Here is a 20,956-nt window from a genome sequence, read left to right as displayed (position 1 = left end):
TATTTGTCCGTTTATCGTTTCAATCGGCGATTAGAGGACAATTATGTCCGTTCTGGACGAGACTGACACGGGCCCGATCTCCAGCCTGCTGGGGCAATTGGGCCTCAGAATGGAAGCCTACCGGATATCACGGCAGCTGAAGCAGGAAGAGCTTGCCGACAGAGCCGGCATTTCCGCGCGCACCCTCCGCCGGCTGGAGGCCGACGGGAACGGCACGCTGGATACGTTTGCCCGCCTGCTCCGCGCCCTCGATCTCGACCACCGCCTGCTGGATATCATCCCCGACGCCACAGTGAGCCCGCTCGACACGAGAAGCACGGCACAGGCGCCGCGGCAGCGGGTGCGGCACCGCGCCGAAGAACCCGATACGCCCTGGACCTGGGGCGACGAGACTGACGAGACATGACGCGCGCCGACGTGATCCTGTGGGGCCGCCGGATCGGCGCCGTGCTGTGGGACGACCGGCGGCAGATCGGTACGTTCGAATACGTCCCCGCCTTTACCCGTTCGGGGATCGAAGTCGCGCCACTGACCATGCCGCTGCGCACGGGCGTGTTCGAATTCCCCGCCCTGCCCCGTGACACCTTCAAGGGCCTTCCCGGCCTGCTGGCCGACAGTCTGCCGGACAAGTTCGGCAATCTGCTGATCGATCGCTGGCTCGCTGAACAGGGCCGCGCACCGGGGGATTTCGATCCGGTTGAGCGGCTTTGCTATACCGGCCGCCGCGGCATGGGTGCGCTGGAGTTCGAGCCATCCAGCAGCGCTCCGTCCGGCCGCGGCCGGCCGCTGGAAATCGACGCACTCGTCGAACTGGCCGACCGGATGACCTCCAGCCGCCTGGAGGTTAAAGGCCGGCTCACCGGGACAGACGATCACCGGGTGATGGAGGACATCCTGCGCGTCGGCACCTCGGCCGGTGGCGCGCGTGCCAAGGCCGTGCTCGCCTGGAACCGGGATAGCGGGGCGTTCCGCTCGGGCCAGCTCGACCTGCCGGACGGATTTGAACACTGGCTGTTGAAGTTCGACGGGGTCAGCGGCAATGCCGACAAGGAGATCGCCGATCCGCAAGGCTATGGCCGGCTGGAATACGCCTGCTATCGTCTGGCCGTGGATGCCGGGATCGAAATGAGCGAATGCCGGCTGCACGAGGAGGGCGGCCGCGCCCACTTCATGACACGGCGCTTCGATCGCACACCCGGCGGCGGCAAGCTGCACATGCAGTCGCTGGGGGCGATGCGCCATTTCGACTACAACCAGCCGCGTGCCTATGCCTATGAGCAGGCCATCGAAACCCTGCGCCTTCTGGGACTGGGCCGCGCGGCGATGGAGCAGATGGTGCGCCGGGCCCTCCTCAACATCGTCATCCGCAATCAGGACGACCATGTGAAGAATATCGCCTTCCTGATGGACAAGGGTGGCAACTGGTCGCTCGCACCGGCCTTCGACGTCGTCTACGCCTATAATCCCGGCGGACCCTGGACGTCAGAGCACCAGATGTCGCTCGCGGGAAAGACCGACGGTTTCACGCTCGCAGATCTCGTCGAGTTCGGCCGCTATGCCGACCTCAAACCGGCACAGCTGCGCGGCATGCTGGACGATATCCTGCAGGCCGCTGCGCGCTGGGACGAGTATTCCGACGAGGCCGGGGTCCCGCGCGATCTCTCACGCCGGGCGCACAATGGTTTCAGACTGGAATTCGAATGAGGGGCGGCAGATCTATTCTGCCGGTTCCTTCTCGCCGAAGGCGAAGCGGACGCGTTTCCACACCCAGGGGAAGCGGCGCAGCGTGTTGGTGATATAGGTGTGCAGCGTCTTCGACGCGGCCGCCACCAGCACCAGGCCGAGCAGACCCATCGGCAGACCGATCGGGATGAAGGGCGTCAGGAAGCCGATCGGCACGGCGAGCGCGATCAGCGCCAGCCCGACGGCGACGCAGACAGTGCGGATGATCAGCACGACAATCGCACCGAAGGCATTCCGCTGGGCCCATCCATTGAGGGATTCATTCATCGCCGTGACCATCTTCCAACCCGTCCCGTTCTGGGGTGCCGCGTGAGGGAGAGGCACCCATCGGGACAGACAACACTAAACGCGTAAACATGACCCCAATGCGAGACAAAAAAGCCGAAATTCAGGCAGCGGCCCGGAGTCTGCAGCGGGTTGTTGCATCTGCGCACCGGTTCTCACGCCGGGGCGGCATTTCCTTGGCGGCTTGGTATCTTGCCGCGTGTTGCAGCGCACACTCACGGGCGGGCCCGTCTGGAACGAAACTGCAGGCATAAAATAGTAACGCCCCCGCCGGATGTCAGCGGGGGCGTCCGTGTTTTTTCAGTGTCAGCCCCCACCGGGGAAGGGCCGCGACATTCTGCCACGGGGCAGGACTACTCCGCGGCTGCGGCCTCGCCGCTGTCCGGCGCCCAGCGCAGCACCGGCTGGCGGGCCGCACGGGTCTCGTCCAGACGCTTGGTCGGGGCGTGAACCGGAGCCGCCAGGAAGCGCTCGCTCTCGCCCGACTTCGCGGCCATAGCCAGCGCCTCAAGCACGTCGACGAAACGGTCGAGCCCGCCCTTCGATTCGGTCTCGGTCGGCTCGATCAGCATCGCACCATGGACGACCAGCGGGAAATACATGGTCATCGGGTGATAGCCCTCGTCGATCATCGCCTTGGCGAAGTCGAGCGTGGAGACGCCCGTATCCTTGAGGAAGCGGTCGTCGAACAGGGCTTCGTGCATGCAGCTGCCCTCGAAGGCCGGCGTCATCACATGTTTAAGCCGGGCGAGGATGTAGTTGGCGTTGAGCACCGCATCCTCGGCAACGCGCTTCAGACCGTCAGAGCCATGGCTCATCATGTAGGTGAGCGCGCGGGTGAACATGCCCATCTGGCCGTGGAAAGCCGCCATCCGGCCGAAGGGCTCGCCCTCGGCTTCGGCAGCGTGCTCGACCATTTTCCAGGTCTCACCGTCCTTGACGACGTAGGGCACCGGCGCGAAAGCCGCGAGCGCGTCCGACAGCACGGTCGGGCCCGAACCGGGACCGCCACCGCCGTGCGGTGTGGAGAAGGTCTTGTGCAGGTTGATGTGCATCGCATCGACGCCGAGATCGCCCGGGCGCACCCGGCCGACAATGGCGTTGAAATTCGCCCCGTCGCAGTAGAAATAGCCACCTGCCGCGTGGATCAGGTCGGCGATCTCGCGGATATCCCGCTCGAACAGGCCGCAGGTATTGGGGTTGGTCAGCATGATGCCGGCGACATCGTCGCCCAGCTTGGCCTTGAAGGCCTCCATGTCGACCCGGCCGGTCTTGTCGGCGGGGATTTCGTCGCACACGAAACCGCATTGCACGGCTGTTGCCGGATTGGTGCCGTGGGCACTTTCCGGCACCAGTACGCGGCGGCGATGGGTCTGCCCGTCGGCATCCAGCTTGGCCCGGATCGCCATCATACCGCAGAACTCGCCATGGGCGCCGGCCTTGGGCGACAGTGCCACGGCCGGCATGTTCGTCAGCGTCATCAGCCAGTGGGCCAGTTCGCCCATCAGCTCATAGGCGCCCTGCACCGTCGAGGCCGGCTGCAGCGGGTGCACATCGGCGAAGCCCGGCAGGCGGGCGATCTTCTCGTTGAGCCGCGGATTGTGCTTCATCGTGCACGAGCCGAGCGGGTAGAGGCCCAGATCGATGGCGTAATTCTTCCGCGACAGGCGCACATAGTGGCGCATGGTTTCCGGCTCGGCGAGGCCCGGCAGGCCGATCTGGCCCTGGCGTTCCAGACCGCCCAGACGGGATGCGGTACCCCGGGGCTCCGGCAGGTCGACGCCGCAATGCTCCAGATTGCCGCGCTCGAAGATCAGCGGTTCGGCCTGATCGAGACCGCGGCTGCCCGAGACCGTGTCGGCATAGCCACCGGTCTGGATGTTCTCGGCCATGCGGGTGGGACGGCCTTGCGTGTTCATGCCCATCTTACAGTACTCCGCGCAGCGCTTTTTCGAAGGCGACGAGATCGCCATCCGTATTGGTTTCCGTAGCCGCCACGATCAGCAGGTCCTCGAACTTGCCGGGATAGAGCCGGCTGGCGGGAACGCCGCCGAGCACGCCGATCCTGGCCAGATCGTCGACTACCTGTGCTGCCGGCCTGGGCAGGCGCAGGGTGAATTCGTTGAAGAAAGTGTCGGTGACCAGTTCCACACCCTCGATCGCCGAGAGGCGGTCGGCCAGGGCGCAGGCCATCTCATGATTGAGACGGGCCAGGCGGGTGATGCCACGCTCGCCCAGCAGGGTCATGTGGATCGTCCAGGCCAGCGAGCACAGGCCGGAATTGGTGCAGATGTTCGACGTCGCCTTGTCGCGGCGGATATGCTGTTCGCGCGTCGACAGGGTGAGCACATAGCCGCGGCGGCCATCGGCATCGACCGTCTCGCCGGCCAGGCGGCCCGGCATCTGACGGATGAAGCGGCGATCGTCCTTGCAGGCGAACAGGCCGACATAGGGTCCGCCGAAATTCAGGCCGACACCGATCGACTGGCCCTCGCCCACGGCGATGTCGGCACCCATGGCGCCCGGGCTCTCGACGAGACCCAGCGAGACGCATTCGGTGAAGGCGGCGATCACCAGCGCACCCTTTTCGTGGGCGGCTTCGGACAGGGCCCGCAGATCGTGCAGGCGACCGAACACGTCCGGCGTCTGGACGACGACGCAGGCGGTCTCCTCATCGATGGCTGCCATCACGGCGGACAGGTCGGCGACGTCCGGATCGGTGACCGAGATCTTCACGTCGGAGTATTTCGCCAGCGTTTTGGACGCTTCGACATAGTGCGGGTGCACGCCGCCAGCCATCACGGCCTTGTTCCGGCGGGTCACGCGGGCGGCCATCATCACCGCCTCGGCACAGGCCGTGGAGCCATCATACATGGAGGCATTGGCCACATCCATGCCGGTCAGGAGTGCAACCTGGGTCTGGAATTCAAACAGGGTCTGCAGCGTGCCCTGGGAGATCTCCGGCTGGTACGGCGTATAGGCCGTCAGGAATTCGGAGCGCTGGATCAGGTGATCCACGGTCGCCGGAATATGGTGCTTGTAGGCGCCGCCCCCCACAAAGAAGGGCGCCTGACCGGCCGATATATTCTTCGATGCCATGGCGCTGAGCGCCCGTTCGACCTGCAGCTCGCCCTGCCGGGTCGGCAGGTCGATCAGCCCGTCCAGCCGCGCCGCTTCGGGCACGTCCTGGAACAGATCGTCGATGGAAGCGACGCCGATGGCCTCGAGCATCGCCTTTCGATCGGTATCGGTATGGGGGAGGTAACGCATCAGGTTTTCCTGCGAACAGCGTGGAACCAGTTGATCAGGGGCCGGTGGCCGCCCAGTCCAAAAACAGTCGTACAGACGAGGATCAGAATAGCGCCGAACAACAGCCAGCCCGTCCAGCCGGCCCGAAGCGACCAGAACCCGAGCAGCAGCACCGTGCCCACAGCGATGCCGCCCAGAACAAAGGGCAGCACCTTCTGTTCCAGGCGCAACAATGCCGACGCGATCTCCCCGCCGCGATCAGAGGAGAAAATCGCCGCGACGGCCAGCCCGGCATGCGCCAGCGCACCTCCAGACATCATGCCTGAGAAGAAGATCGTCCACCGGCTTGCATCTGGCTCGAGCCCGTTCTTGCCAAGCACCGCCGCAAGCGCGAGCATGCTCGCAATGGCCAGAATTCTCTGCCTGGGTGTCTGCGCCATCAAGGCCTCCTAGGCCGTGTGATCCTTGTAGGCAGCCTCGTCCATCAGCCCGTCGAGCTGGGACGTGTCGGACACCTTGATCTTCACGAACCAGCCGTCGCCAGCCGGGTCTTCATTGACCTTCGCCGGCTCGTTCTCCAGCGCGTCATTGATCTCGACGATCTCGCCATCCACGGGAGCATAGACCTCGGAGGCTGCCTTGACGGATTCGACGACGGCAAACTCGTCGCCCTTCTTCAGGGATTTGCCGACATCCGGCAGTTCCACGAAAACCACGTCGCCCAGCTGGCCGGCCGCATAGGCCGTGATGCCGATCGTGGCGATGTCGCCGTCGAGAGAAATCCACTCATGGTCTTCGGTATAGCGGGTGGTCATGATTGTCTCCTGCCCCAGAATAAAAGCCTGAATAACGCCTGGCAGCTGCCCGTCCGGTTGCCCGGCCCAAAGCATCAGCCCCGATAGAAATTCGCCGTCACGAACGGCATTTTCACCACTTTCGCAGCCCGCGGCTTGCCGCGCACGAGGATGTCGACCTCGGTGCCGGGCTGCATGAAGTCGCGGTCGATATAGCCCATGGCGACCGGACCGTTCACGGTCGGGCCGAAGCCGCCCGACGTGACGATGCCGATCACGGTGCCGTCCTTGGACGCAATCTCGGCACCCTCGCGCGCCGGGGCGCCGGACAGGGTGAGGCCGATCCGCTTCTGGCAGGTCTTCGCATCGATCTGCGCCGCGATCACGTCGGCGCCCGGGAAATCCCCGCGCTCGCGCCGTGTCTTCGACAGGGCCCAGATCAGTGAGGCTTCGACCGGCGTCCGCGTCTCGTCCATGTCATGGCCATAGAGGCAAAGCCCGGCTTCCAGACGCAGCGAGTCGCGCGCGCCCAGACCGATCGCCTCGACTTCCGGCTGGTCGAGCAGCAGGCGGGCGATCCGTTCCGCATCGTCTTCGGGAATGGAGATCTCGAACCCGTCCTCGCCGGTATAGCCGGACCGGGAGATCAGCACGTGCGTGCCGTCCAGCGTGAAGGCACCGCATTGCATGAACACCATCTCGCAGGCGTCCGGGCACAGGCGTTTCATCACATCCTTCGCCGCCGGGCCCTGCAGCGCCAGCAGCGCGCGGTCCTCGATGCGGGTCAGCGTACCCTTGCCCTTCGTCGCGTTCTCGATGAGCGCGAAATCATTGTCCTTGGTGGCTGCGTTCACGACGAGGAAAATCCCCTCCCCGTCCGGACGCGACACCATCAGGTCGTCGCGGATACCGCCGGTCTCGTTCAGCAGCAGGGTGTATTTCTGTTCGCCGGCGCTGATCGCCGACAGGTCCGCCGTCAGCAGTGCTTCCAGCGCCGCTTCATCGCCGATGTAGCGGGCCTGGCCCATATGAGAGACGTCGAACAGGCCGGCCTTTTCGCGCGTGTGCTTGTGCTCGCCCATGATCCCCAGCGGATACTGGACGGGCATGTCATAGCCGGCGAACGGCACCATCTTGCCGCCCAGCTCGACATGGAGCGCGTGAAGGGGTGTCTTGAAAAGCGTGCCGGTCATCGATCGGGTCCTTGCATGGGGGCGATCCTGCAAGCCCGTGTGCCTGCAAGCCTTCGCCCCCGCTGTCCCGATAACCTGAGAGATTCCGCGACCTTCCTCATGCCGTCCGATCACGGCGGAAGTCGCTTGCTCCGTCGGTGGGATGAAGGCGAACCCCATCCACTTTCCAGCGTTTATCTCTCCCGCGGTCCTTCGGCCTGAGCGTTTCCGGGGCGGTTGCGCCTTCGGCGCCGGCTTATTCGCCGGTCTCTCCCGCGGGGAGTTTGGTCCCGCAAGACGCACACTGCGCCCGTCTCGCGATTGCGGCGGACTCTATGAATCCATGGCGAAGAGTCAATGTCACAAGGCGGTTAATTCGTGGGGCGTAACCCGCCGTAACAGGACAGGGACAGGCCGGTACTGGATGGGGAGAACACTGCGCCCCCAGACAGGGTGCGGCGACTGCAGCCCGCTGAACCCCGATTGCATCCGAATCGCACCCAGCCCGCATCCCAACCACGAACTAGCTCGGGATATATTCATGCCTTTCAAGATTTTCGCTGCCAGTCTTCTGGCGGCCACGTCACTCATTTCCACGTCCGCATTCGCCCAGATCGTTACGATCAACGAGGACACACAGCAACGCATCACGGATTATATCGCCACGGCAGAGGCGGTTGGTTCGGCCGGCGGCCTGTTGGTCACGATCGGTGATGAAACCCTCATTTCGACCGGATACGGACTGGCCAATCGTGGCGCCCAATATCCGGCAACGCCTGAAAGCGTGTTCGACATGGGCTCGCTGACCAAGCAGTTCACCGCGGCGGCCATACTCGTGCTCCAGGAGCGCGGCCAGCTGAGCGTATCCGACACACTGGATCAGTATTTTGCCGATCTGCCTGCCGACAAGACCGGCATCACCATCCACCAGCTGCTGACGCACACGTCCGGCCTGTCGGACCATACCGGCGGTTATGAAGGCAGCGATCACAGCCCCTACAAGTCGCGCGAGGATTTCTTTGCCGCACTGTTCGCCAGTCCGCTGAGCCGACAACCGGGCACGTCGCTGGAATACAGCAATGGCGGCTACACCGTTCTCGCCGCGATTATCGAGGACGTCAGCGGCATGGATTACGAACATTTCCTGATCGAGGCTGTGCTGGACCCGGCCGGCATGGACCAGACCGGTTACCGCCTGCGCGACTGGGATGATGAGGACCTGGCGCACATGTATTTCCATGGCTTCCTGGACCCCGAACAGGCGGATATCGGCAGCTTCATCGATCGCTGGCGGGACGAGGAAGTCTCCTGGCACATGTTGGGCAATGGCGGCCTCTACACAACGCTTGTCGACATGGGCAAATGGCATCGCGCGCTGCAGGACGGCACTATTCTGTCAGCGGAGTCCACCGCACAGATGCATGCGCCGCACATCCGGTGGGAAGAAGGAGACCCGGACCATTATGGCTATGGCTGGATCGTGGAAACCGGATCCGAGGGGATGCCCGTCAATCACGCCGGCTCGAACGGGCTCTTCAATGCCACGATCCGCCGCTATCCAGCAGATGACATTCTGATCATGCACTGGACCAATGAAAGCCGCCCCGCCGTGGATCGCATGGGCGCGGTGGTGCGTCGCATGCTGGTAGACCCGGCCTACGAGGCCACCCCGGTTCACGCCTCGCCCTATACGCTGATCAACCAGTTCAGTCAGAGCCAGCCAGTTGAACGGGTCACCGAACTGCCCGCGCACCTGGAAATGATGACCAGCCGCGCGCTCAGCGACCGCCGCATTCTCAACCGGGTCGGCTTTCATCTGCTGAGTGAAGAACGCGGAGACTGGGCTGTCGCCCTGTTCGAATTGAACACCACGCTCTTCCCGGGCGATGGAAATTTGTACGACAGCCTCGGTGAGGGACAATTCGCACTGGGCAATACCGAGGCGGCGCTGGCGGCCTTCCGCACATCGCTGGCGCTCGCGCCGGACGACGGCGGATGTAGCTGGTGCGAGAATGCCCGGACCCGTATCGCCGAACTGGAAACCGCTGCGCAATAACAACGGCCTCTACATCCGTTCCGGCGCCTTCAAGCGGCAAGGAGGAGGCTGAGCTCAAGCTGTCTGCGCCTTGCCAGGGCGATTAATCCGCGCCCGGTCAATCGCCCTGATAGGAATAGCTCACACAGGTACCCAGGCCGCCCTGCAGAAGCCCCATCAGGCCAGCCTGCTCCTCAGCAGGAAGCGCTGCCGCCTCGGCCGCAGATGTATCGCGGGCCGCCTCCCAGTCGGGCAGTACGGAGCGGTCCTGGATGGCGCCCTGGGAGCCGAGTGCGAAGAGGCGGTAGACCTCGGGGCTGGCGTTCTCCTGCAGATAGCTATCGAGACAGGAACAGAACGCGTCGTGATCCTCGGGCACACCACCGCTACGGTCGACCTGCTGGATTCGGCAGGCATGCTGCATCCAGGCAGAGTGATCCGCCGGATCGCCGGAGAAGGTCGAAGGTTCAGACGCCACGAGAAGCGCGGCTAGGACGGTCAGGATCATGTGAAAACTCCTAGTTTTCACCACCCTAACCGATTGCCGTGCGGGCAACCTCCCCCGTTCGGGGGAGAGCGCTACATCCGTTCCGGCGCTTCCAGGCCGAGCAGGCCGAGACACAGCTCCAGCTGTTTCAGCGTGGCTTCGGCCAGCGCCAGACGCGAACGCTTCACGGCTTCAGTCTCTGCCGACAGGATCGGGCAGGCCGAATAGAATTTCGAGAAGGCCTGGGCCAGCGTGAAAGCGTGGTCGCAGATCGCGTTGGGCGCCCGGTTCTCGCAGGCCTGCTCCAGCGCCGCGCCGAAGGCGTCCAGCGCCAGAACGAGATCGCGCTCCTCGGCCGCCTCGGCCGAAATCGGCCCCGGCTCGACCCCCGCCTCGGCCGCCCGGCGCATCAGCGATTTCACCCGCACCGCGGCATAGAGCAGGTAGGGACCGGTCTTGCCCTCGAAACTGGTGAAACGATCCAGGTCGAAGACATAGTTGGTCGTGCGGTAGTTCTGCAGGTCGGCGAACTTGATCGCGGCAAGGCCCACCATGCGCGCCACCCGGTCATGCTCTTCCGCACCGACATCGGCGGCGAGACCGGCTTCCTTGAGGCGCTGGTCCGCCCGCTCGATGGCGCTGGCGATCAGATCGGCCAGGCGGAAAGTCCCGCCGTCGCGCGTACGCAGACGCTTGCCGTCAGTGCCGTTGACCGTGCCGAACTTGACGTGCTCCAGCGATCCTTCCGGTGCCAGGCCGGCCTTGTCGGCGGCGCGGAAGACCTGTTCGAAATGGTCCGATTGCGCCAGGTCGACGACGTAGAGCGTCAGGTCGGGGCCGACCGACTGCTTGCGGTCGAGAATGGTGGCGAGATCGGTCGTGCCGTAGAGCGAAGAGCCTTCCGACGTCACCAGGATCAGCGGCGCCAGCTCTTTCTTGTCGCCGTCGCGGGCGACCCGGACGACCCAGGCGCCCTCGCTTTCCTCGGCCACGCCGCGTGCCTTGAAGTCGGCCACCAGCCCGTCGATCAGATCATTAACGTCGCTTTCGCCCTTCCACAGGTCGAAATGGACACCCAGATCGCCGAAATCCTTCTTCAGCGCCGCAACGGAAACGTCGATGAAGTGGCGCAGCAGGGCGCGATAGCCGGCCCGGCCCGCCTGCAGCTCGGCCGTTGCTCGGCGCGACTTTGCCAGCCGGTCGGCATCTTCCTTGGCCTTTCTGGAGGCCTGCGGATAGAGCCGCGCCAGATCCTCGATATCGACCGGCGGTTCGGACGGGTAGCCCTCCGTGATCGCGGCGTCGAAATAGGGAAGATCGGGCTGTTCTTCTTCCAGCTCGGTGATCAGGTGGCCCATCTGCAGACCCCAGTCGCCGAGGTGGATGTCGGAGATCACGGTGTCGCCGCGGAAGCGGAACAGGCGCTGCAGGCTGTCGCCCAGCACAGAAGAGCGCAGATGGCCGACATGCATCGGCTTGGCCACATTCGGCCCGCCGAAATCGATCATCACCTTGCGCGGTTCGGAAACTTGCGGCGCACCGGCGCGGTCATCCGACGCGATCTCGGCAGCGCGGGCATTGATCGCCGCGGCGGCCGGCAGGAGGTTGATGAAGCCCGGTCCGGCGATTTCCGCCTTTTCGATCAGCGCATCACCGGCGATCCGGTCCAGCACGGCCTGGGCGATCTCGCGCGGCGGCTTGCCCGCCTGCTTGGCCGCCGGCATGGCGCCATTGCACTGAAAGGGAAAGCGTTCCGGGTTCTGCTTGGACGGGGTGACACGGCCCAGCTCCCGCGGAAGCTCGAGGGAAGCAAACGCGTCGCCCAGCACACGGCTGAGCTGTTCGGCAATCGAAGGCATGTTTCTAGTCCTGGCCGGCTGCCACGCGGAAGCGCTGACCGGAGCGGTTGAAGGCGATCTGTTCCGGGGTCAGCTCGAAGCCGACGATGATCTCGAAGTTCACGCCCGACGTACCCTCGTCTGCCCGCGGGATCGAAATCGCGTCGATCTCCTCGGTCAGGTAGACGCGGTCCTCACCGGCGTCGAATTCGACGCGGATCGGGAAGACTTCCTTGTGGATCACGTCGTAGTCACGGCGGGTAATGGCGACGAAATACTCATAGGTGCGCGCATCGCCGCGTGCGGCGGGACCGCGGCCGAAGCCCATATCGATCTCGAGATTCGCCAGGATCGGACGTTCGCCGTAATAGCTGCACAGCGAGCGCACGGCGAGAATCTCGCCGGTAAAGCCGACATTCTCGTAGGCCACTTCGCCGCCTTCCAGCTCGACCAGGCGCTGCGCTTCGTACAGCGACAGGGCCGACGGGCACGGTCCGGCATTCGGCTCCGGCGACGAGAGGGCATCGGACACCGACTGGCAGCCGCTCAGCAGGCCTGCTGTGACAGCGAGGGCGGCGATGGACCGCACGTGACTGGAGAACGCCCGAGTGAAATACATTGTGCACTACCTGTCCTGGAAACGGACCCCGCCACTGGATAGCGGCCGGGCACTTTGTTAGGACGGTCATACGATGCACATGCGGCTTCCGCAACGGCATCGCTGAAGGAGATTGCGAGCCGATGAGCGCGCCCCGACCGCCACTCACCCTTCTCTTGACCGCGCCGCGCGGTTTCTGCGCCGGTGTGGACCGGGCGATCCAGATCGTCGAACGCGCCCTCGAGCGCTTCGGCGCGCCGGTCTATGTGCGCCACGAGATCGTGCATAACCGGCATGTCGTCGAACGCCTGGAAGCCATGGGCGCCGTCTTTGTGGAGGAGCTGGACCAGTGCCCGGACGACCGGCCGGTGGTGTTTTCCGCTCATGGCGTGCCCAAGCGCGTGCCGGCAGAAGCGCAGCGGCGCGAGATGATCTATGTCGATGCCACTTGCCCGCTCGTCTCCAAGGTCCATGTCGAGGCCCAGCGCCACTTCACCAATGGCGACGAGATCGTGCTGATCGGCCATGCCGGCCACCCCGAAGTCGTCGGCACGATGGGACAATTGCCGGACGGCGCCATCACCCTGGTGGAAACCGTCGAGGACGCGCAGAGCTTCACCCCGCGCGACGCGGCACAACTCGCCTTTGTCACCCAGACCACGCTGTCTGTGGACGACACGTCGGCGATCGTCGAGGTGCTGCAGGCGCGCTTCCCGCAGATGAAGGCGCCGCACAAGGAAGACATCTGCTACGCCACCACCAACCGCCAGAATGCCGTGAAGGCGGTCGCCTCGCGGTCAGACATCGTCTTCGTGATCGGTGCGCCCAACTCGTCCAACTCCGTTCGCCTCGTCGAGGTCGCCAGACGCGCCGGTGCGCCGCGGGCCGAACTGGTCTCCTGCGCCGCCGATGTCGACTGGGATGCGCTGGCCGGGATTGCCAGCGTCGGCATCACGGCCGGCGCTTCGGCGCCAGAGGACCTCGTGCAGGGTCTGATCGAAGCGTTCGGCGAGCGCTATGATGTGACCGTCGAGCATGTCAGCGTGACCAAGGAAGACGTCGTGTTCAAACTGCCGCGTGCCGTGGCCTGAGGACACTTGCGATGAGCGAGAACAAGACGCAGCCGACCGGCGCTTCCCCCGCAGACTTCATCGCATCGATCGAGCATCCGGTCCGGCGCGCCGACGCGGAAACCCTCTTGGCCATGATGACCCGCATTACCGGCGAGGAGCCGAGGATGTGGGGCCCGGCCATCATCGGTTTCGGACAATACCATTATCGCTATGACAGCGGCCGGGAAGGCGATTTCATGCGCACCGGCTTCTCGCCCCGCAAGGCGAACATGGCCGTCTACATCATGCCCGGCTATTCCGATCACAGTGCCATCCTTGCCCGCCTGGGCAAGCACAAGTCCGGCAAGTCCTGCCTCAACATCAACAAGCTGGCCGATGTCGATCTGGACGTGCTCGAAGAGCTGATCCGGGCCGGCCTGGCCGACATGGCGGAAAAATATCCCGAATGACCCTGATCGTGATCCACACCGACGGCGCCTGCTCCGGCAATCCGGGACCCGGCGGCTGGGGCGCCATCCTGGAATGGAATGGCCACCGCAAGGAGCTGAAGGGCGGTGAGCGCGACACGACCAATAACCGCATGGAGATGATGGCGGCGATCCAGGCGCTCGAAGCGCTCAAGCGTCCCGGCCAGACAGTGAAGCTGGTCACCGACAGCGTCTATCTGCGCGACGGCATCACCAAATGGATCCACGGCTGGAAGAAGCGCGGCTGGAAGACCGCCGGCAAGAAGCCGGTCAAGAATGTCGATCTCTGGCAGCGCCTCGACACGCTGACACAGAAGCACGATATCGACTGGCAGTGGATCAAGGGCCATGCCGGCCACCCCGAGAACGAACGGGCCGACGAGCTCGCCCGCGAGGGTCTCGCCGAAGCGCGCTAGCCGGCTGCGGCCCGGCCGCCGGTCTCGCCACTGCCCGGCTCCGCAGATTCCCGCTCGGCAGACAAGGCCGCATCGAGCACACGGCGCACGCTTTCCAGATCGAGCGGCTTGGACAGATAGTCCGTGGCACCGATATCGAGATAGCGCTCGCGCGCACCGGCCGTGGCATCAGCCGTGACGGCAAAGACCGGTAGATTGGCCCAGCGTTCGCTCGAACTGCGGATCTGGATGATGGTGTCCTCGCCGGACATGACGGGCATCTGGATATCCATCAGCACGGCGTCGTAGGGCGTGTTCGCCAGGGCTTCGATCGCCTCCAGCCCGTCAGCGGCGGTATCCACCTCGTGACCCAGCGAGCGCACCAGCGCAGCGGCGACGACGCGATTGGTCTCGACGTCGTCCACCACGAGAATCCGGCCCGGCGCCACCGGCAGCGCCGGCCGCTCCTTGCGCACGTCCTCGTCCTCGACAGCGGCCATTTCCGGCAGCGGCAGTTCGAACCAGAAGCAGGCGCCCTCGCCCAGACGGCTGTCGACCCCGATCTCGCCGCCGGCTTGCCGGACGATTTCCCGGCAGATGGTCAGGCCCAGCCCGGAGCCGCCATGCTTGCGCGTCACGGACGCATCGACCTGGGCGAAGCGGTCGAAGACATGCTCCAGCCGGTCTTGCGGAATACCCGGGCCGCTGTCCTGGACCTCGAACCGGATCCGGTCGCCCTCTGTTCGGTAGATTCTTACGTCGACATGGCCCGCATCGGTGAACTTGACGGCATTGCCGGCGATGTTGATCAGCACCTGGCGCAGCCGCGCCTCGTCACCCCCGACCCGGGCGGGAATGTCGGCCGCCATGTCGCAACCGACGGCCAGGCCCTTCTCGCGCGCCATCGGCTCGACCACACGCAGCGCGTCGGCAACCATGTCGTGCAGGTCGAACGGCTCGAAGGCCGCTTCAGCCACCCCTGACTCGATCTTGGAGATATCCAGCACGTCCTCGATCAGGCTGAGCAATGCCCGGCCGGAGGATTGCAGCGTCTCGACATAGTTCGCCTGCACCCCGTCTAGATGCGTCATCTTCAGCAATTGCGCCATGCCCAGAACGCCATTGAGCGGCGTGCGGATCTCGTGGCTCATATTGGCCAGGAATTGCGACTTGGCCGCGTTGGCCTGTTCGGCCTCCTTGCGGCGGCGGTCCAGCTCGCGGGCCGTGTTTACATCGTCGGTAATGTCGAAATTGGTGCCGGAGATAACCCGGCTCCCGTCATAGCGGCGGACAATCGACGCGCTCACGCGGACATGGCGTATACTGTCGTCCGGCAGGATGACGCGGTATTCGAACATCGCCGGTCCGCCGCTTTCGATCGCCTCGTCGACAACCGCCATGACCTGATGGAAGTCCTCGGGGTGCACGCACTCGCGCCACTTCTGGAAGGTCATCTCCTCATCGAAACCCTCGCGCCCGAAGATGCGGTTGCAGGCCTCGTCCCACCAGAAGTGAGGTGTGTCGATGCCGAATTCCCAGACGCCCACCGCCGAGGCCTCCAGCGCCATGGACAGACGGCTCGACAGGGTCGCCATCTCCGCCTCGCGTGAGCGGCGTTCCGTCACGTCGCGATAGGACCCGATCAGCTTGATCGCCCGGCCATCGGCAATCACCGGCTTGCCGACCACCTGCACCCAGATGCGGCGGCCGGCGGCCGTGACCATCGGGACTTCCATGTCCCAGCTGCCCAGATCGCCGATAAATCCGTCAACGGTCGTGCGGACGTCAGCGCGCGCCTCTTCCGCGATGAAGGAGATGAGATCCTCGCGCGTGATCTCGTGATTCGGCGACACGTCGAGGATCCGACGGGTGGTTGCGTCCCACTCCACAGCGCCGGTCACAAGATCCACTTCCCAGCTGCCGATCCCGCTCAGCTCGGTGACGGCGGCAAGCCGGGCGCGCGTGCGCTCCTCAACATCGACGAGGCGCATCTTTTCGGTGATGTCCTCTGCCGAACCGGCCATGCGGATCGCGCATCCGGACATGTCCTGCTGGGCCTGTCCGCGCACATGCAGATGCAAGTAGTGCCCGTCGGCATGCTGGAAACGGTAGGCAATCTCCAGCGGCTCGCAGGTCGTCCAGGCGTGTTGCAGGGCCTCGTGGACCCGCGTCCGGTCGTCCGGATGGATCCGCGAGAGCAGCAGGTCCAGACCGTCACGGGCATAGGTGCCGCGATCCTCGGCACTGGGCGGACGGCCGATAATCTCGAGCAGGCGGTTCGAGGTGAACAGCTCGTTGTTGACGAGATCGACTTCCCAGATGCCGGCCGTCATGCCGGCGATGGCCAGGCTGAAGCGGCGCTCGGACTCAGCCAGCCGCTGCAGAACATTGTCCCGGTCGCGGGAAGTGCGGCGTGCATAGATGATATCGCCGATGGTCTGCAGCAGCGGTGAAATATCCTTCAACGCCGCATCCGTATATCCATCCGGCCGGTTGGCGAGACCCAGAAGGGCAACGAACTCGCCATGCGAGTGAAGCGGAATACCGGCATAGGCGTTGAGCGGCGGATGCCCGGGTGGCAATCCGCCTACTGCAGCATGTTCCACCGGCGTATTGGCGATGACCCGGTCGCCGGTCTTCAGGCTGTAGCCGAACAGGGTGTCGAGATTGCGGAATTCCAGACCGTTTGCCGCATTCGTCTCGTAGAACTCGCGGGTCTGGGCATTCCAGGAGATATCGGTGATCGCCCAGGTCTTGAGATAGGGCCGGCCGGCGTCCTGCAGCACTTCACCGATAAAGCCGTACTCGCTCTTGGTCAGGCGCAGCACCGTCTCCAGCAGATCGTCGAACGCTTCGCGCTCGGCGCCCTCGCCGGAAATGAATACACTCTGCACGCGTGCGATCGCGGCGAGGACTTCATTGGCCGTCGCGATATCGGCGTTTTCCAGTGCTGGTGTGCTGTGACGGTCAGCCAATCCTACCCCCGGACAAGCGGGCGGCCTGTTATTGCGCGCCCCAATTTTCCGCAAGTCTAGGATCTGCGCGTTACGATGGATTTAAAGGCGGATATTGTGCACTTGCGTTCGAATACGAATATTCGCTGCATTGCAACAAATACTTCGAATCGCAAAGACAAAGGGCCGCGGCAGTGATGCCGCGGCCCCAGGACGGCTTTGCCGTCCCCCGAAGGCGGAGACTAGTTCAGACGGAATTCCAGCTCGTAGGAATGACCGTCGGTCTGGGTCGCGGCCGGCGCAAAGCGCCAGGCTTCGATGGCCGACAGGGCGGCACGGTCGAACACGCCGGCCGGCGTAGCTTCGGCGATCTCGGCATTGACGACTTCACCGGTCGGGGCGACCGAATAGGTCACGCGGACCGAGCCTTCGATACCGCGGCGTTCGGCGCCACGCGGATATTCCGGGGCAACGCGCTCGATCGCTTCGCGCTCCGGCGCGTCGGCAGCGGCAGCAGCGCCGGTCAGGGCCACCGGAGCAGCGATCATGGAAAGGCACAGGCAGGCGGAGAGGATGTTCTTGTTCATGGTGTTCACTCAGCGAGGTTAGGTGCGTTTGCGAGCGAACGTTTAGGGCCTGTGTCTTGCCACCTCGCTTCCGGAATCCCTAAATTTTGATCGAACCCGAAACTTTATGCAGTGGCCTGCGCATCGGATGCGGCCGCTGCCGGGGCGATCGTCAGGATCACACCGCGAACTTCGGTCACGAACCAGTGCGCACCGGCTTCCGGATCGGACCCGTCTGCCGTCTGGGCCGACCATTCCGTATCGCCATAACGCACTCGCCCTTGTCCTGCCGAGAAAGCACCAACCACGGTCACCCGCTGTCCGACCATGCGGCTCGACCGGTCATTGAGACCGCTGTCCGATCCCGACTTCAGCGCCGGACGCACCCAGCGGTCGCCGGCCCAGAGGAGCGGCAGGGTCAGAACGATGAACACACCCAGCTGGATCGGCCAGCTGATACCGAAGGCCTCCATCGCGACAAAACCGGTCAGGAAAGCCGCGGCCGCCGGCCATAGAAGGTAGGTGGTGCCGGTGAGCAGTTCGGCGATCAGGATGACGCCGGCAATCGCCCACCAGGCCCACATGTTCATGCGGTCGAAGACTGAAAAGAGGATATCCATGACAAAAACCTCCTATCGCCTGTCTGCTCAGCCCTGACCCTTGCGGGTCGCTTCGCTGATGGCGTCGTGCGCCGCCTTGCCCAGCTCGCCCACACCGGTGATCGTGCCGATGATGTTGGAGAACTCGGCCGGAATGATGACGGTGCGCTGTTGCTCGCTGGTCGCCAGCTTGCCGAAGGCCTCGACATATTTCTGACCCAGGAAGTAGTTGATGGCGGACACATCGCCCTTGGCGATCGCGTCGGACACCAGCTGGGTCGCCTTGGCTTCGGCTTCGGCTTCACGCTCGCGGGCCTCGGCGTCCAGGAAGGCACTTTCCTTGCGGCCCTCGGCCTCGCGGATGGCCGCTTCCTTTTCGCCCTCGGCGCGCAGGATGGCGGACTGCTTGGCGCCTTCCGCCTCGAGGATCTCGGCACGCTTCAGGCGTTCCGCCTTCATCTGGCGCGCCATGGCTTCGGTAATGTCGACGGGCGGCGACAGGTCGCGGATCTCGATCCGGGTGACCTTCACGCCCCAGGGATTGGTGGCGGCATCAATCACGCCCAGCAGGCGCGCATTGATCTCGTCGCGCTTGGACAAGGTCTCGTCCAGGTCCATGGCGCCGATCACGGTCCGCACATTGGTCAGGGCCAGGTTGATGATGGCGAATTCCAGATTGTCGACCTCATAGGCCGCGCGCGGTGCATCGAGCACCTGGATGAACACGACCGCATCGACGGACACCGTCGCATTGTCGCGGGTGATCACATCCTGGTTGGGCACGTCCAGCACGCGCTCGCGCATATTCATCTTGTAGCCGATGGAGTCGATGAAGGGCACGAGGAAGTGGAGGCCCGGCTTCAGGGTCCGCGTGAACCGTCCGAAGCGTTCGACCGTGAACTCACGCCCCTGTGGTACCGTCTTGATCACCGAAGCGATGATGAAGAGCGCCAAAAGGAAGAAAACGCCAATACCGATCAGACCGAAATCCATGCGGAACCCCTTTCTTGTTTGTCTTGCCGGCGGCCGGGCGGCGCCATGCCGCCCGGGCCGGTCCAGGGCAGATCCCTAGAGCTGACCGAGAATATGGTCAGCGGATGACACCTTGAATTCGCCGGGTGCCTCGACGTTCAGTTCGGACACGACGCCGTCCTTCACGATCATGGAGAAGCGCTGCGAGCGCGTGCCCATGCCGAAACCGGATCCGTCCATTTCCAGGCCGGCAGCCTTGGCGAACTCGCCATTGCCGTCGGCCAGCATCACCACGTCTTCGCCGGCATTCTGGGACTTGCCCCAGGCGTCCATGACGAACACGTCGTTCACCGACACGCAGGCGATCGTATCGACGCCCTTCGCCTTGATCTCGGACGCTTTTTCGACGAAGCCCGGCAGGTGCTTGGCCGAGCAGGTCGGCGTGAAGGCGCCCGGCACTGCAAACAGCGCCACGGTCTTGCCCGCGAACACATCGTCCATCGACAGCTTCGTCGGCCCGTCCGCCGTCATCGTCATGAAGCTGGCTTCGGGAAGGCGATCTCCGACCGAAAGGGTCATGTCAGTTCTCCTGTGAGTTAGTATTCATGTAAACACGCACGGCAAGATAGCGGGAACCTGGCTGGACGCATCCCCTCTTTGCGGCGAACATGGCGGCCATGGACCGTGCGACCGACACAGATGTGGACGAGAGTTTCCTCAACGGCAAGCTTCTCGTCGCCACGCCGAGCATCGGCGATCCGCGCTTTGACCGCGCCGTGATCCTGATGTGCGATCACGCCGCCGATCACGCCATGGGCATTGTCATCAACAAACCGGTCGAAGGCCTGCGCATGCCCGAGCTGTTTCAGCAGCTCGACATCGCGGGCGGCAAGGGCGCGCCTGACCGGCCGGTCCTGCTGGGCGGTCCGGTGGATCGTGATCGCGGCTTTGTCCTGCACTCGACGGACTTCCACGCAGAGGACTCCACCCTGCCCGTATGCGACGGCATCCTGCTGACCGCCACGCGCGACGTGCTTGAAGCCATCGCGTCCGACCATCCGCCGCGGCGCAGCCTGATGGCGCTGGGCTATGCCGGCTGGGGCGCCGGCCAGCTGGAGAACGAGCTGGCGGCCAATGCCTGGCTGGTCACCGATCCGGACGAAGGGCTGATCTTCGACACCGAGGATGCCGGCAAGTGGGAGGCCGCCCTTGACCTGATCGGCGTAACGCCCGAACACCTCTCCATGATATCCGGCCACGCCTGAGCCGCCGGGCCTCCCCTAGCGAAAAGACCCACTCATGAATGCGCATATCGTTGAAAGCGGCGAATTCGCCGGCTGGCACTACTGGCCGACCGATCCTTTCGAGCAGGCCGCCGGCCCCTTCTTCTATCGCCACGCCGAGGGTGAGGCGGTCTGTGCCTTCCGGGTGCAGAAGAAGCAGCTGAACGGCATGGGCATTATTCATGGCGGCTGCCTGATGAGCTTCGCCGACTTTGCCCTCTTCGGCATCGCGCATGAAGAGATGGGACCGTCCGGCTACGGCGTCACGGTCGCCTTTACCTCCGAGTTTCTCGGCAGTGCGCGCGAGGGCGACTACATGGAGGCCCGCGGCGAGGTGCTGCGCGCCGGCGGATCGCTGATCTTCGTGCGCGGAGTGGTCACGGCCGAGGGCAAGCCCTGCCTGAACTTCTCCGGCACGATCAAGCGGCTGCGCGAACGCTAGGCTG

General features: G+C 64.4%; 22 protein-coding genes and 2 riboswitches. Of the genes, 8 read left to right on the top strand and 14 right to left on the bottom strand.

The features are described from left to right. The first annotated feature begins 43 nt into the window (after nucleotides 1–43). A complete protein-coding gene (locus JJ918_RS07320) occupies nucleotides 44–406 on the top strand; it encodes a helix-turn-helix domain-containing protein (RefSeq protein WP_291885218.1) in 363 nt (120 codons plus the stop codon). Beyond that, the gene (locus JJ918_RS07315; protein ID WP_291885216.1) at nucleotides 403–1,704 is read left to right on the top strand and encodes a type II toxin-antitoxin system HipA family toxin; all 1,302 of its coding nucleotides are present in this window, start codon (nucleotides 403–405) and stop codon (nucleotides 1,702–1,704) included. The genes JJ918_RS07320 and JJ918_RS07315 overlap by 4 nt, the downstream gene beginning before the upstream one ends. A gap of 12 nt (nucleotides 1,705–1,716) precedes the next feature. Here JJ918_RS07315 and JJ918_RS07310 read toward each other — a convergent pair whose 3' ends face one another. From JJ918_RS07310 to gcvT, 6 genes are all read right to left on the bottom strand, one after another. After that, nucleotides 1,717–2,010 (bottom strand): hypothetical protein, encoded by a 294-nt coding sequence (locus JJ918_RS07310; protein ID WP_271187319.1) that lies wholly within the window; start codon nucleotides 2,008–2,010, stop codon nucleotides 1,717–1,719. 371 nt (nucleotides 2,011–2,381) lie between these two features. Beyond that, a complete protein-coding gene (gene gcvPB, locus JJ918_RS07305) occupies nucleotides 2,382–3,953 on the bottom strand; it encodes an aminomethyl-transferring glycine dehydrogenase subunit GcvPB (protein ID WP_367277664.1) in 1,572 nt (523 codons plus the stop codon). 1 nt (nucleotide 3,954) lies between these two features. Then, nucleotides 3,955–5,298, bottom strand: a complete 1,344-nt coding sequence (gcvPA, locus tag JJ918_RS07300; RefSeq protein WP_291885211.1) for an aminomethyl-transferring glycine dehydrogenase subunit GcvPA — start codon at nucleotides 5,296–5,298, stop codon at nucleotides 3,955–3,957. Then, on the bottom strand, nucleotides 5,298–5,717 hold the full coding sequence (locus JJ918_RS07295; protein ID WP_291885208.1) for a hypothetical protein: 420 nt from the start codon (nucleotides 5,715–5,717) through the stop codon (nucleotides 5,298–5,300). Before JJ918_RS07295 ends, gcvPA begins: the two co-directional genes overlap by 1 nt. Nucleotides 5,718–5,726: 9 nt before the next feature. Further along, nucleotides 5,727–6,092, bottom strand: a complete 366-nt coding sequence (gcvH, locus tag JJ918_RS07290; RefSeq protein ID WP_291885207.1) for a glycine cleavage system protein GcvH — start codon at nucleotides 6,090–6,092, stop codon at nucleotides 5,727–5,729. Nucleotides 6,093–6,166: 74 nt separating this feature from the next. Further along, nucleotides 6,167–7,264 carry a glycine cleavage system aminomethyltransferase GcvT gene (gcvT, locus tag JJ918_RS07285; protein ID WP_291885205.1) on the bottom strand — a complete coding sequence of 366 codons (1,098 nt, stop codon included), beginning with the start codon at nucleotides 7,262–7,264 and terminating at the stop codon, nucleotides 6,167–6,169. Between the two features lie 60 nt (nucleotides 7,265–7,324). Next, nucleotides 7,325–7,436, bottom strand: a riboswitch (glycine riboswitch). Nucleotides 7,437–7,439: 3 nt separating this feature from the next. Then, nucleotides 7,440–7,529: riboswitch (glycine riboswitch) on the bottom strand. A 255-nt stretch (nucleotides 7,530–7,784) separates the two neighbouring features. Here gcvT and JJ918_RS07280 point away from each other — a divergent pair. Beyond that, a complete protein-coding gene (locus JJ918_RS07280) occupies nucleotides 7,785–9,299 on the top strand; it encodes a serine hydrolase domain-containing protein (protein ID WP_291885202.1) in 1,515 nt (504 codons plus the stop codon). Nucleotides 9,300–9,396: 97 nt separating this feature from the next. On the opposite strand, the gene JJ918_RS07275 is transcribed toward JJ918_RS07280, so the two are convergent. The 3 genes from JJ918_RS07275 to JJ918_RS07265 all read right to left on the bottom strand — a co-directional run bounded on the left by JJ918_RS07275 (nucleotide 9,397) and on the right by JJ918_RS07265 (nucleotide 12,192). After that, on the bottom strand, nucleotides 9,397–9,786 hold the full coding sequence (locus JJ918_RS07275; RefSeq protein WP_291885199.1) for a hypothetical protein: 390 nt from the start codon (nucleotides 9,784–9,786) through the stop codon (nucleotides 9,397–9,399). A 71-nt stretch (nucleotides 9,787–9,857) separates the two neighbouring features. Then, nucleotides 9,858–11,624, bottom strand: coding sequence for an arginine--tRNA ligase (gene argS / locus JJ918_RS07270; RefSeq protein WP_291885197.1), 1,767 nt, complete (start codon nucleotides 11,622–11,624; stop codon nucleotides 9,858–9,860). A gap of 4 nt (nucleotides 11,625–11,628) precedes the next feature. Further along, nucleotides 11,629–12,192, bottom strand: coding sequence for a hypothetical protein (locus tag JJ918_RS07265; protein WP_291885194.1), 564 nt, complete (start codon nucleotides 12,190–12,192; stop codon nucleotides 11,629–11,631). Nucleotides 12,193–12,344: 152 nt separating this feature from the next. On the opposite strand from JJ918_RS07265, the gene ispH reads away from it, so the two are divergent. From ispH to rnhA, 3 genes are read left to right on the top strand one after another with little or no spacing between them, the layout of a single operon-like run. After that, nucleotides 12,345–13,292 carry a 4-hydroxy-3-methylbut-2-enyl diphosphate reductase gene (ispH, locus tag JJ918_RS07260; RefSeq protein WP_291885192.1) on the top strand — a complete coding sequence of 316 codons (948 nt, stop codon included), beginning with the start codon at nucleotides 12,345–12,347 and terminating at the stop codon, nucleotides 13,290–13,292. Between the two features lie 11 nt (nucleotides 13,293–13,303). Beyond that, nucleotides 13,304–13,723, top strand: coding sequence for a DUF1801 domain-containing protein (locus tag JJ918_RS07255; RefSeq protein ID WP_291885188.1), 420 nt, complete (start codon nucleotides 13,304–13,306; stop codon nucleotides 13,721–13,723). After that, nucleotides 13,720–14,157, top strand: a complete 438-nt coding sequence (rnhA, locus tag JJ918_RS07250) for a ribonuclease HI (RefSeq protein ID WP_291885186.1) — start codon at nucleotides 13,720–13,722, stop codon at nucleotides 14,155–14,157. The genes JJ918_RS07255 and rnhA overlap by 4 nt, the downstream gene beginning before the upstream one ends. On the opposite strand, the gene JJ918_RS07245 is transcribed toward rnhA, so the two are convergent. The 5 genes from JJ918_RS07245 to JJ918_RS07225 form a co-directional block, all read right to left on the bottom strand. After that, nucleotides 14,154–17,111, bottom strand: coding sequence for a PAS domain-containing protein (locus JJ918_RS07245; RefSeq protein ID WP_291885183.1), 2,958 nt, complete (start codon nucleotides 17,109–17,111; stop codon nucleotides 14,154–14,156). The genes rnhA and JJ918_RS07245 overlap by 4 nt on opposite strands. Before the next feature lie 221 nt (nucleotides 17,112–17,332). Beyond that, nucleotides 17,333–17,677, bottom strand: a complete 345-nt coding sequence (locus JJ918_RS07240) for an energy transducer TonB (RefSeq protein WP_291885180.1) — start codon at nucleotides 17,675–17,677, stop codon at nucleotides 17,333–17,335. 104 nt (nucleotides 17,678–17,781) lie between these two features. Then, a complete protein-coding gene (locus tag JJ918_RS07235; RefSeq protein ID WP_291885177.1) occupies nucleotides 17,782–18,276 on the bottom strand; it encodes an NfeD family protein in 495 nt (164 codons plus the stop codon). A 27-nt stretch (nucleotides 18,277–18,303) separates the two neighbouring features. Next, the gene (locus tag JJ918_RS07230) at nucleotides 18,304–19,248 is read right to left on the bottom strand and encodes an SPFH domain-containing protein (protein ID WP_291885174.1); all 945 of its coding nucleotides are present in this window, start codon (nucleotides 19,246–19,248) and stop codon (nucleotides 18,304–18,306) included. Between the two features lie 75 nt (nucleotides 19,249–19,323). Then, complete coding sequence (locus JJ918_RS07225) at nucleotides 19,324–19,806, bottom strand: peroxiredoxin (protein WP_291885171.1); 483 nt, start codon at nucleotides 19,804–19,806, stop codon at nucleotides 19,324–19,326. A gap of 98 nt (nucleotides 19,807–19,904) precedes the next feature. On the opposite strand from JJ918_RS07225, the gene JJ918_RS07220 reads away from it, so the two are divergent. After that, entirely contained in the window at nucleotides 19,905–20,492 is a 588-nt protein-coding gene (locus tag JJ918_RS07220) for a YqgE/AlgH family protein (RefSeq protein ID WP_291885168.1), read from the top strand. Between the two features lie 34 nt (nucleotides 20,493–20,526). Beyond that, the gene (locus JJ918_RS07215) at nucleotides 20,527–20,952 is read left to right on the top strand and encodes a PaaI family thioesterase (protein WP_291885166.1); all 426 of its coding nucleotides are present in this window, start codon (nucleotides 20,527–20,529) and stop codon (nucleotides 20,950–20,952) included. The last annotated feature ends 4 nt before the right edge of the window (nucleotides 20,953–20,956 follow it).

Source organism: Maricaulis sp. (assembly GCF_017642925.1).
In the GTDB taxonomy this organism is placed as follows: domain Bacteria; phylum Pseudomonadota; class Alphaproteobacteria; order Caulobacterales; family Maricaulaceae; genus Maricaulis.
This window is presented reverse-complemented; position numbering and strand designations above follow the sequence as displayed.

Excerpts from the sequence above, each read along its gene's own strand:
- JJ918_RS07320 (WP_291885218.1), top strand. The coding sequence starts at position 44 with ATGTCCGTTCTGGACGAGACTGACACGGGCCCGATCTCCAGCCTGCTG.
- JJ918_RS07315 (WP_291885216.1), top strand. The coding sequence starts at position 403 with ATGACGCGCGCCGACGTGATCCTGTGGGGCCGCCGGATCGGCGCCGTG.
- JJ918_RS07310 (WP_271187319.1), bottom strand. The coding sequence starts at position 2,010 with ATGAATGAATCCCTCAATGGATGGGCCCAGCGGAATGCCTTCGGTGCG.
- gcvPB (WP_367277664.1), bottom strand. The coding sequence starts at position 3,953 with ATGGGCATGAACACGCAAGGCCGTCCCACCCGCATGGCCGAGAACATC.
- gcvPA (WP_291885211.1), bottom strand. The coding sequence starts at position 5,298 with ATGCGTTACCTCCCCCATACCGATACCGATCGAAAGGCGATGCTCGAG.
- JJ918_RS07295 (WP_291885208.1), bottom strand. The coding sequence starts at position 5,717 with ATGGCGCAGACACCCAGGCAGAGAATTCTGGCCATTGCGAGCATGCTC.
- gcvH (WP_291885207.1), bottom strand. The coding sequence starts at position 6,092 with ATGACCACCCGCTATACCGAAGACCATGAGTGGATTTCTCTCGACGGC.
- gcvT (WP_291885205.1), bottom strand. The coding sequence starts at position 7,264 with ATGACCGGCACGCTTTTCAAGACACCCCTTCACGCGCTCCATGTCGAG.
- JJ918_RS07280 (WP_291885202.1), top strand. The coding sequence starts at position 7,785 with ATGCCTTTCAAGATTTTCGCTGCCAGTCTTCTGGCGGCCACGTCACTC.
- JJ918_RS07275 (WP_291885199.1), bottom strand. The coding sequence starts at position 9,786 with ATGATCCTGACCGTCCTAGCCGCGCTTCTCGTGGCGTCTGAACCTTCG.
- argS (WP_291885197.1), bottom strand. The coding sequence starts at position 11,624 with ATGCCTTCGATTGCCGAACAGCTCAGCCGTGTGCTGGGCGACGCGTTT.
- ispH (WP_291885192.1), top strand. The coding sequence starts at position 12,345 with ATGAGCGCGCCCCGACCGCCACTCACCCTTCTCTTGACCGCGCCGCGC.
- JJ918_RS07255 (WP_291885188.1), top strand. The coding sequence starts at position 13,304 with ATGAGCGAGAACAAGACGCAGCCGACCGGCGCTTCCCCCGCAGACTTC.
- rnhA (WP_291885186.1), top strand. The coding sequence starts at position 13,720 with ATGACCCTGATCGTGATCCACACCGACGGCGCCTGCTCCGGCAATCCG.
- JJ918_RS07240 (WP_291885180.1), bottom strand. The coding sequence starts at position 17,677 with ATGAACAAGAACATCCTCTCCGCCTGCCTGTGCCTTTCCATGATCGCT.
- JJ918_RS07235 (WP_291885177.1), bottom strand. The coding sequence starts at position 18,276 with ATGGATATCCTCTTTTCAGTCTTCGACCGCATGAACATGTGGGCCTGG.
- JJ918_RS07230 (WP_291885174.1), bottom strand. The coding sequence starts at position 19,248 with ATGGATTTCGGTCTGATCGGTATTGGCGTTTTCTTCCTTTTGGCGCTC.
- JJ918_RS07225 (WP_291885171.1), bottom strand. The coding sequence starts at position 19,806 with ATGACCCTTTCGGTCGGAGATCGCCTTCCCGAAGCCAGCTTCATGACG.
- JJ918_RS07220 (WP_291885168.1), top strand. The coding sequence starts at position 19,905 with ATGGACCGTGCGACCGACACAGATGTGGACGAGAGTTTCCTCAACGGC.
- JJ918_RS07215 (WP_291885166.1), top strand. The coding sequence starts at position 20,527 with ATGAATGCGCATATCGTTGAAAGCGGCGAATTCGCCGGCTGGCACTAC.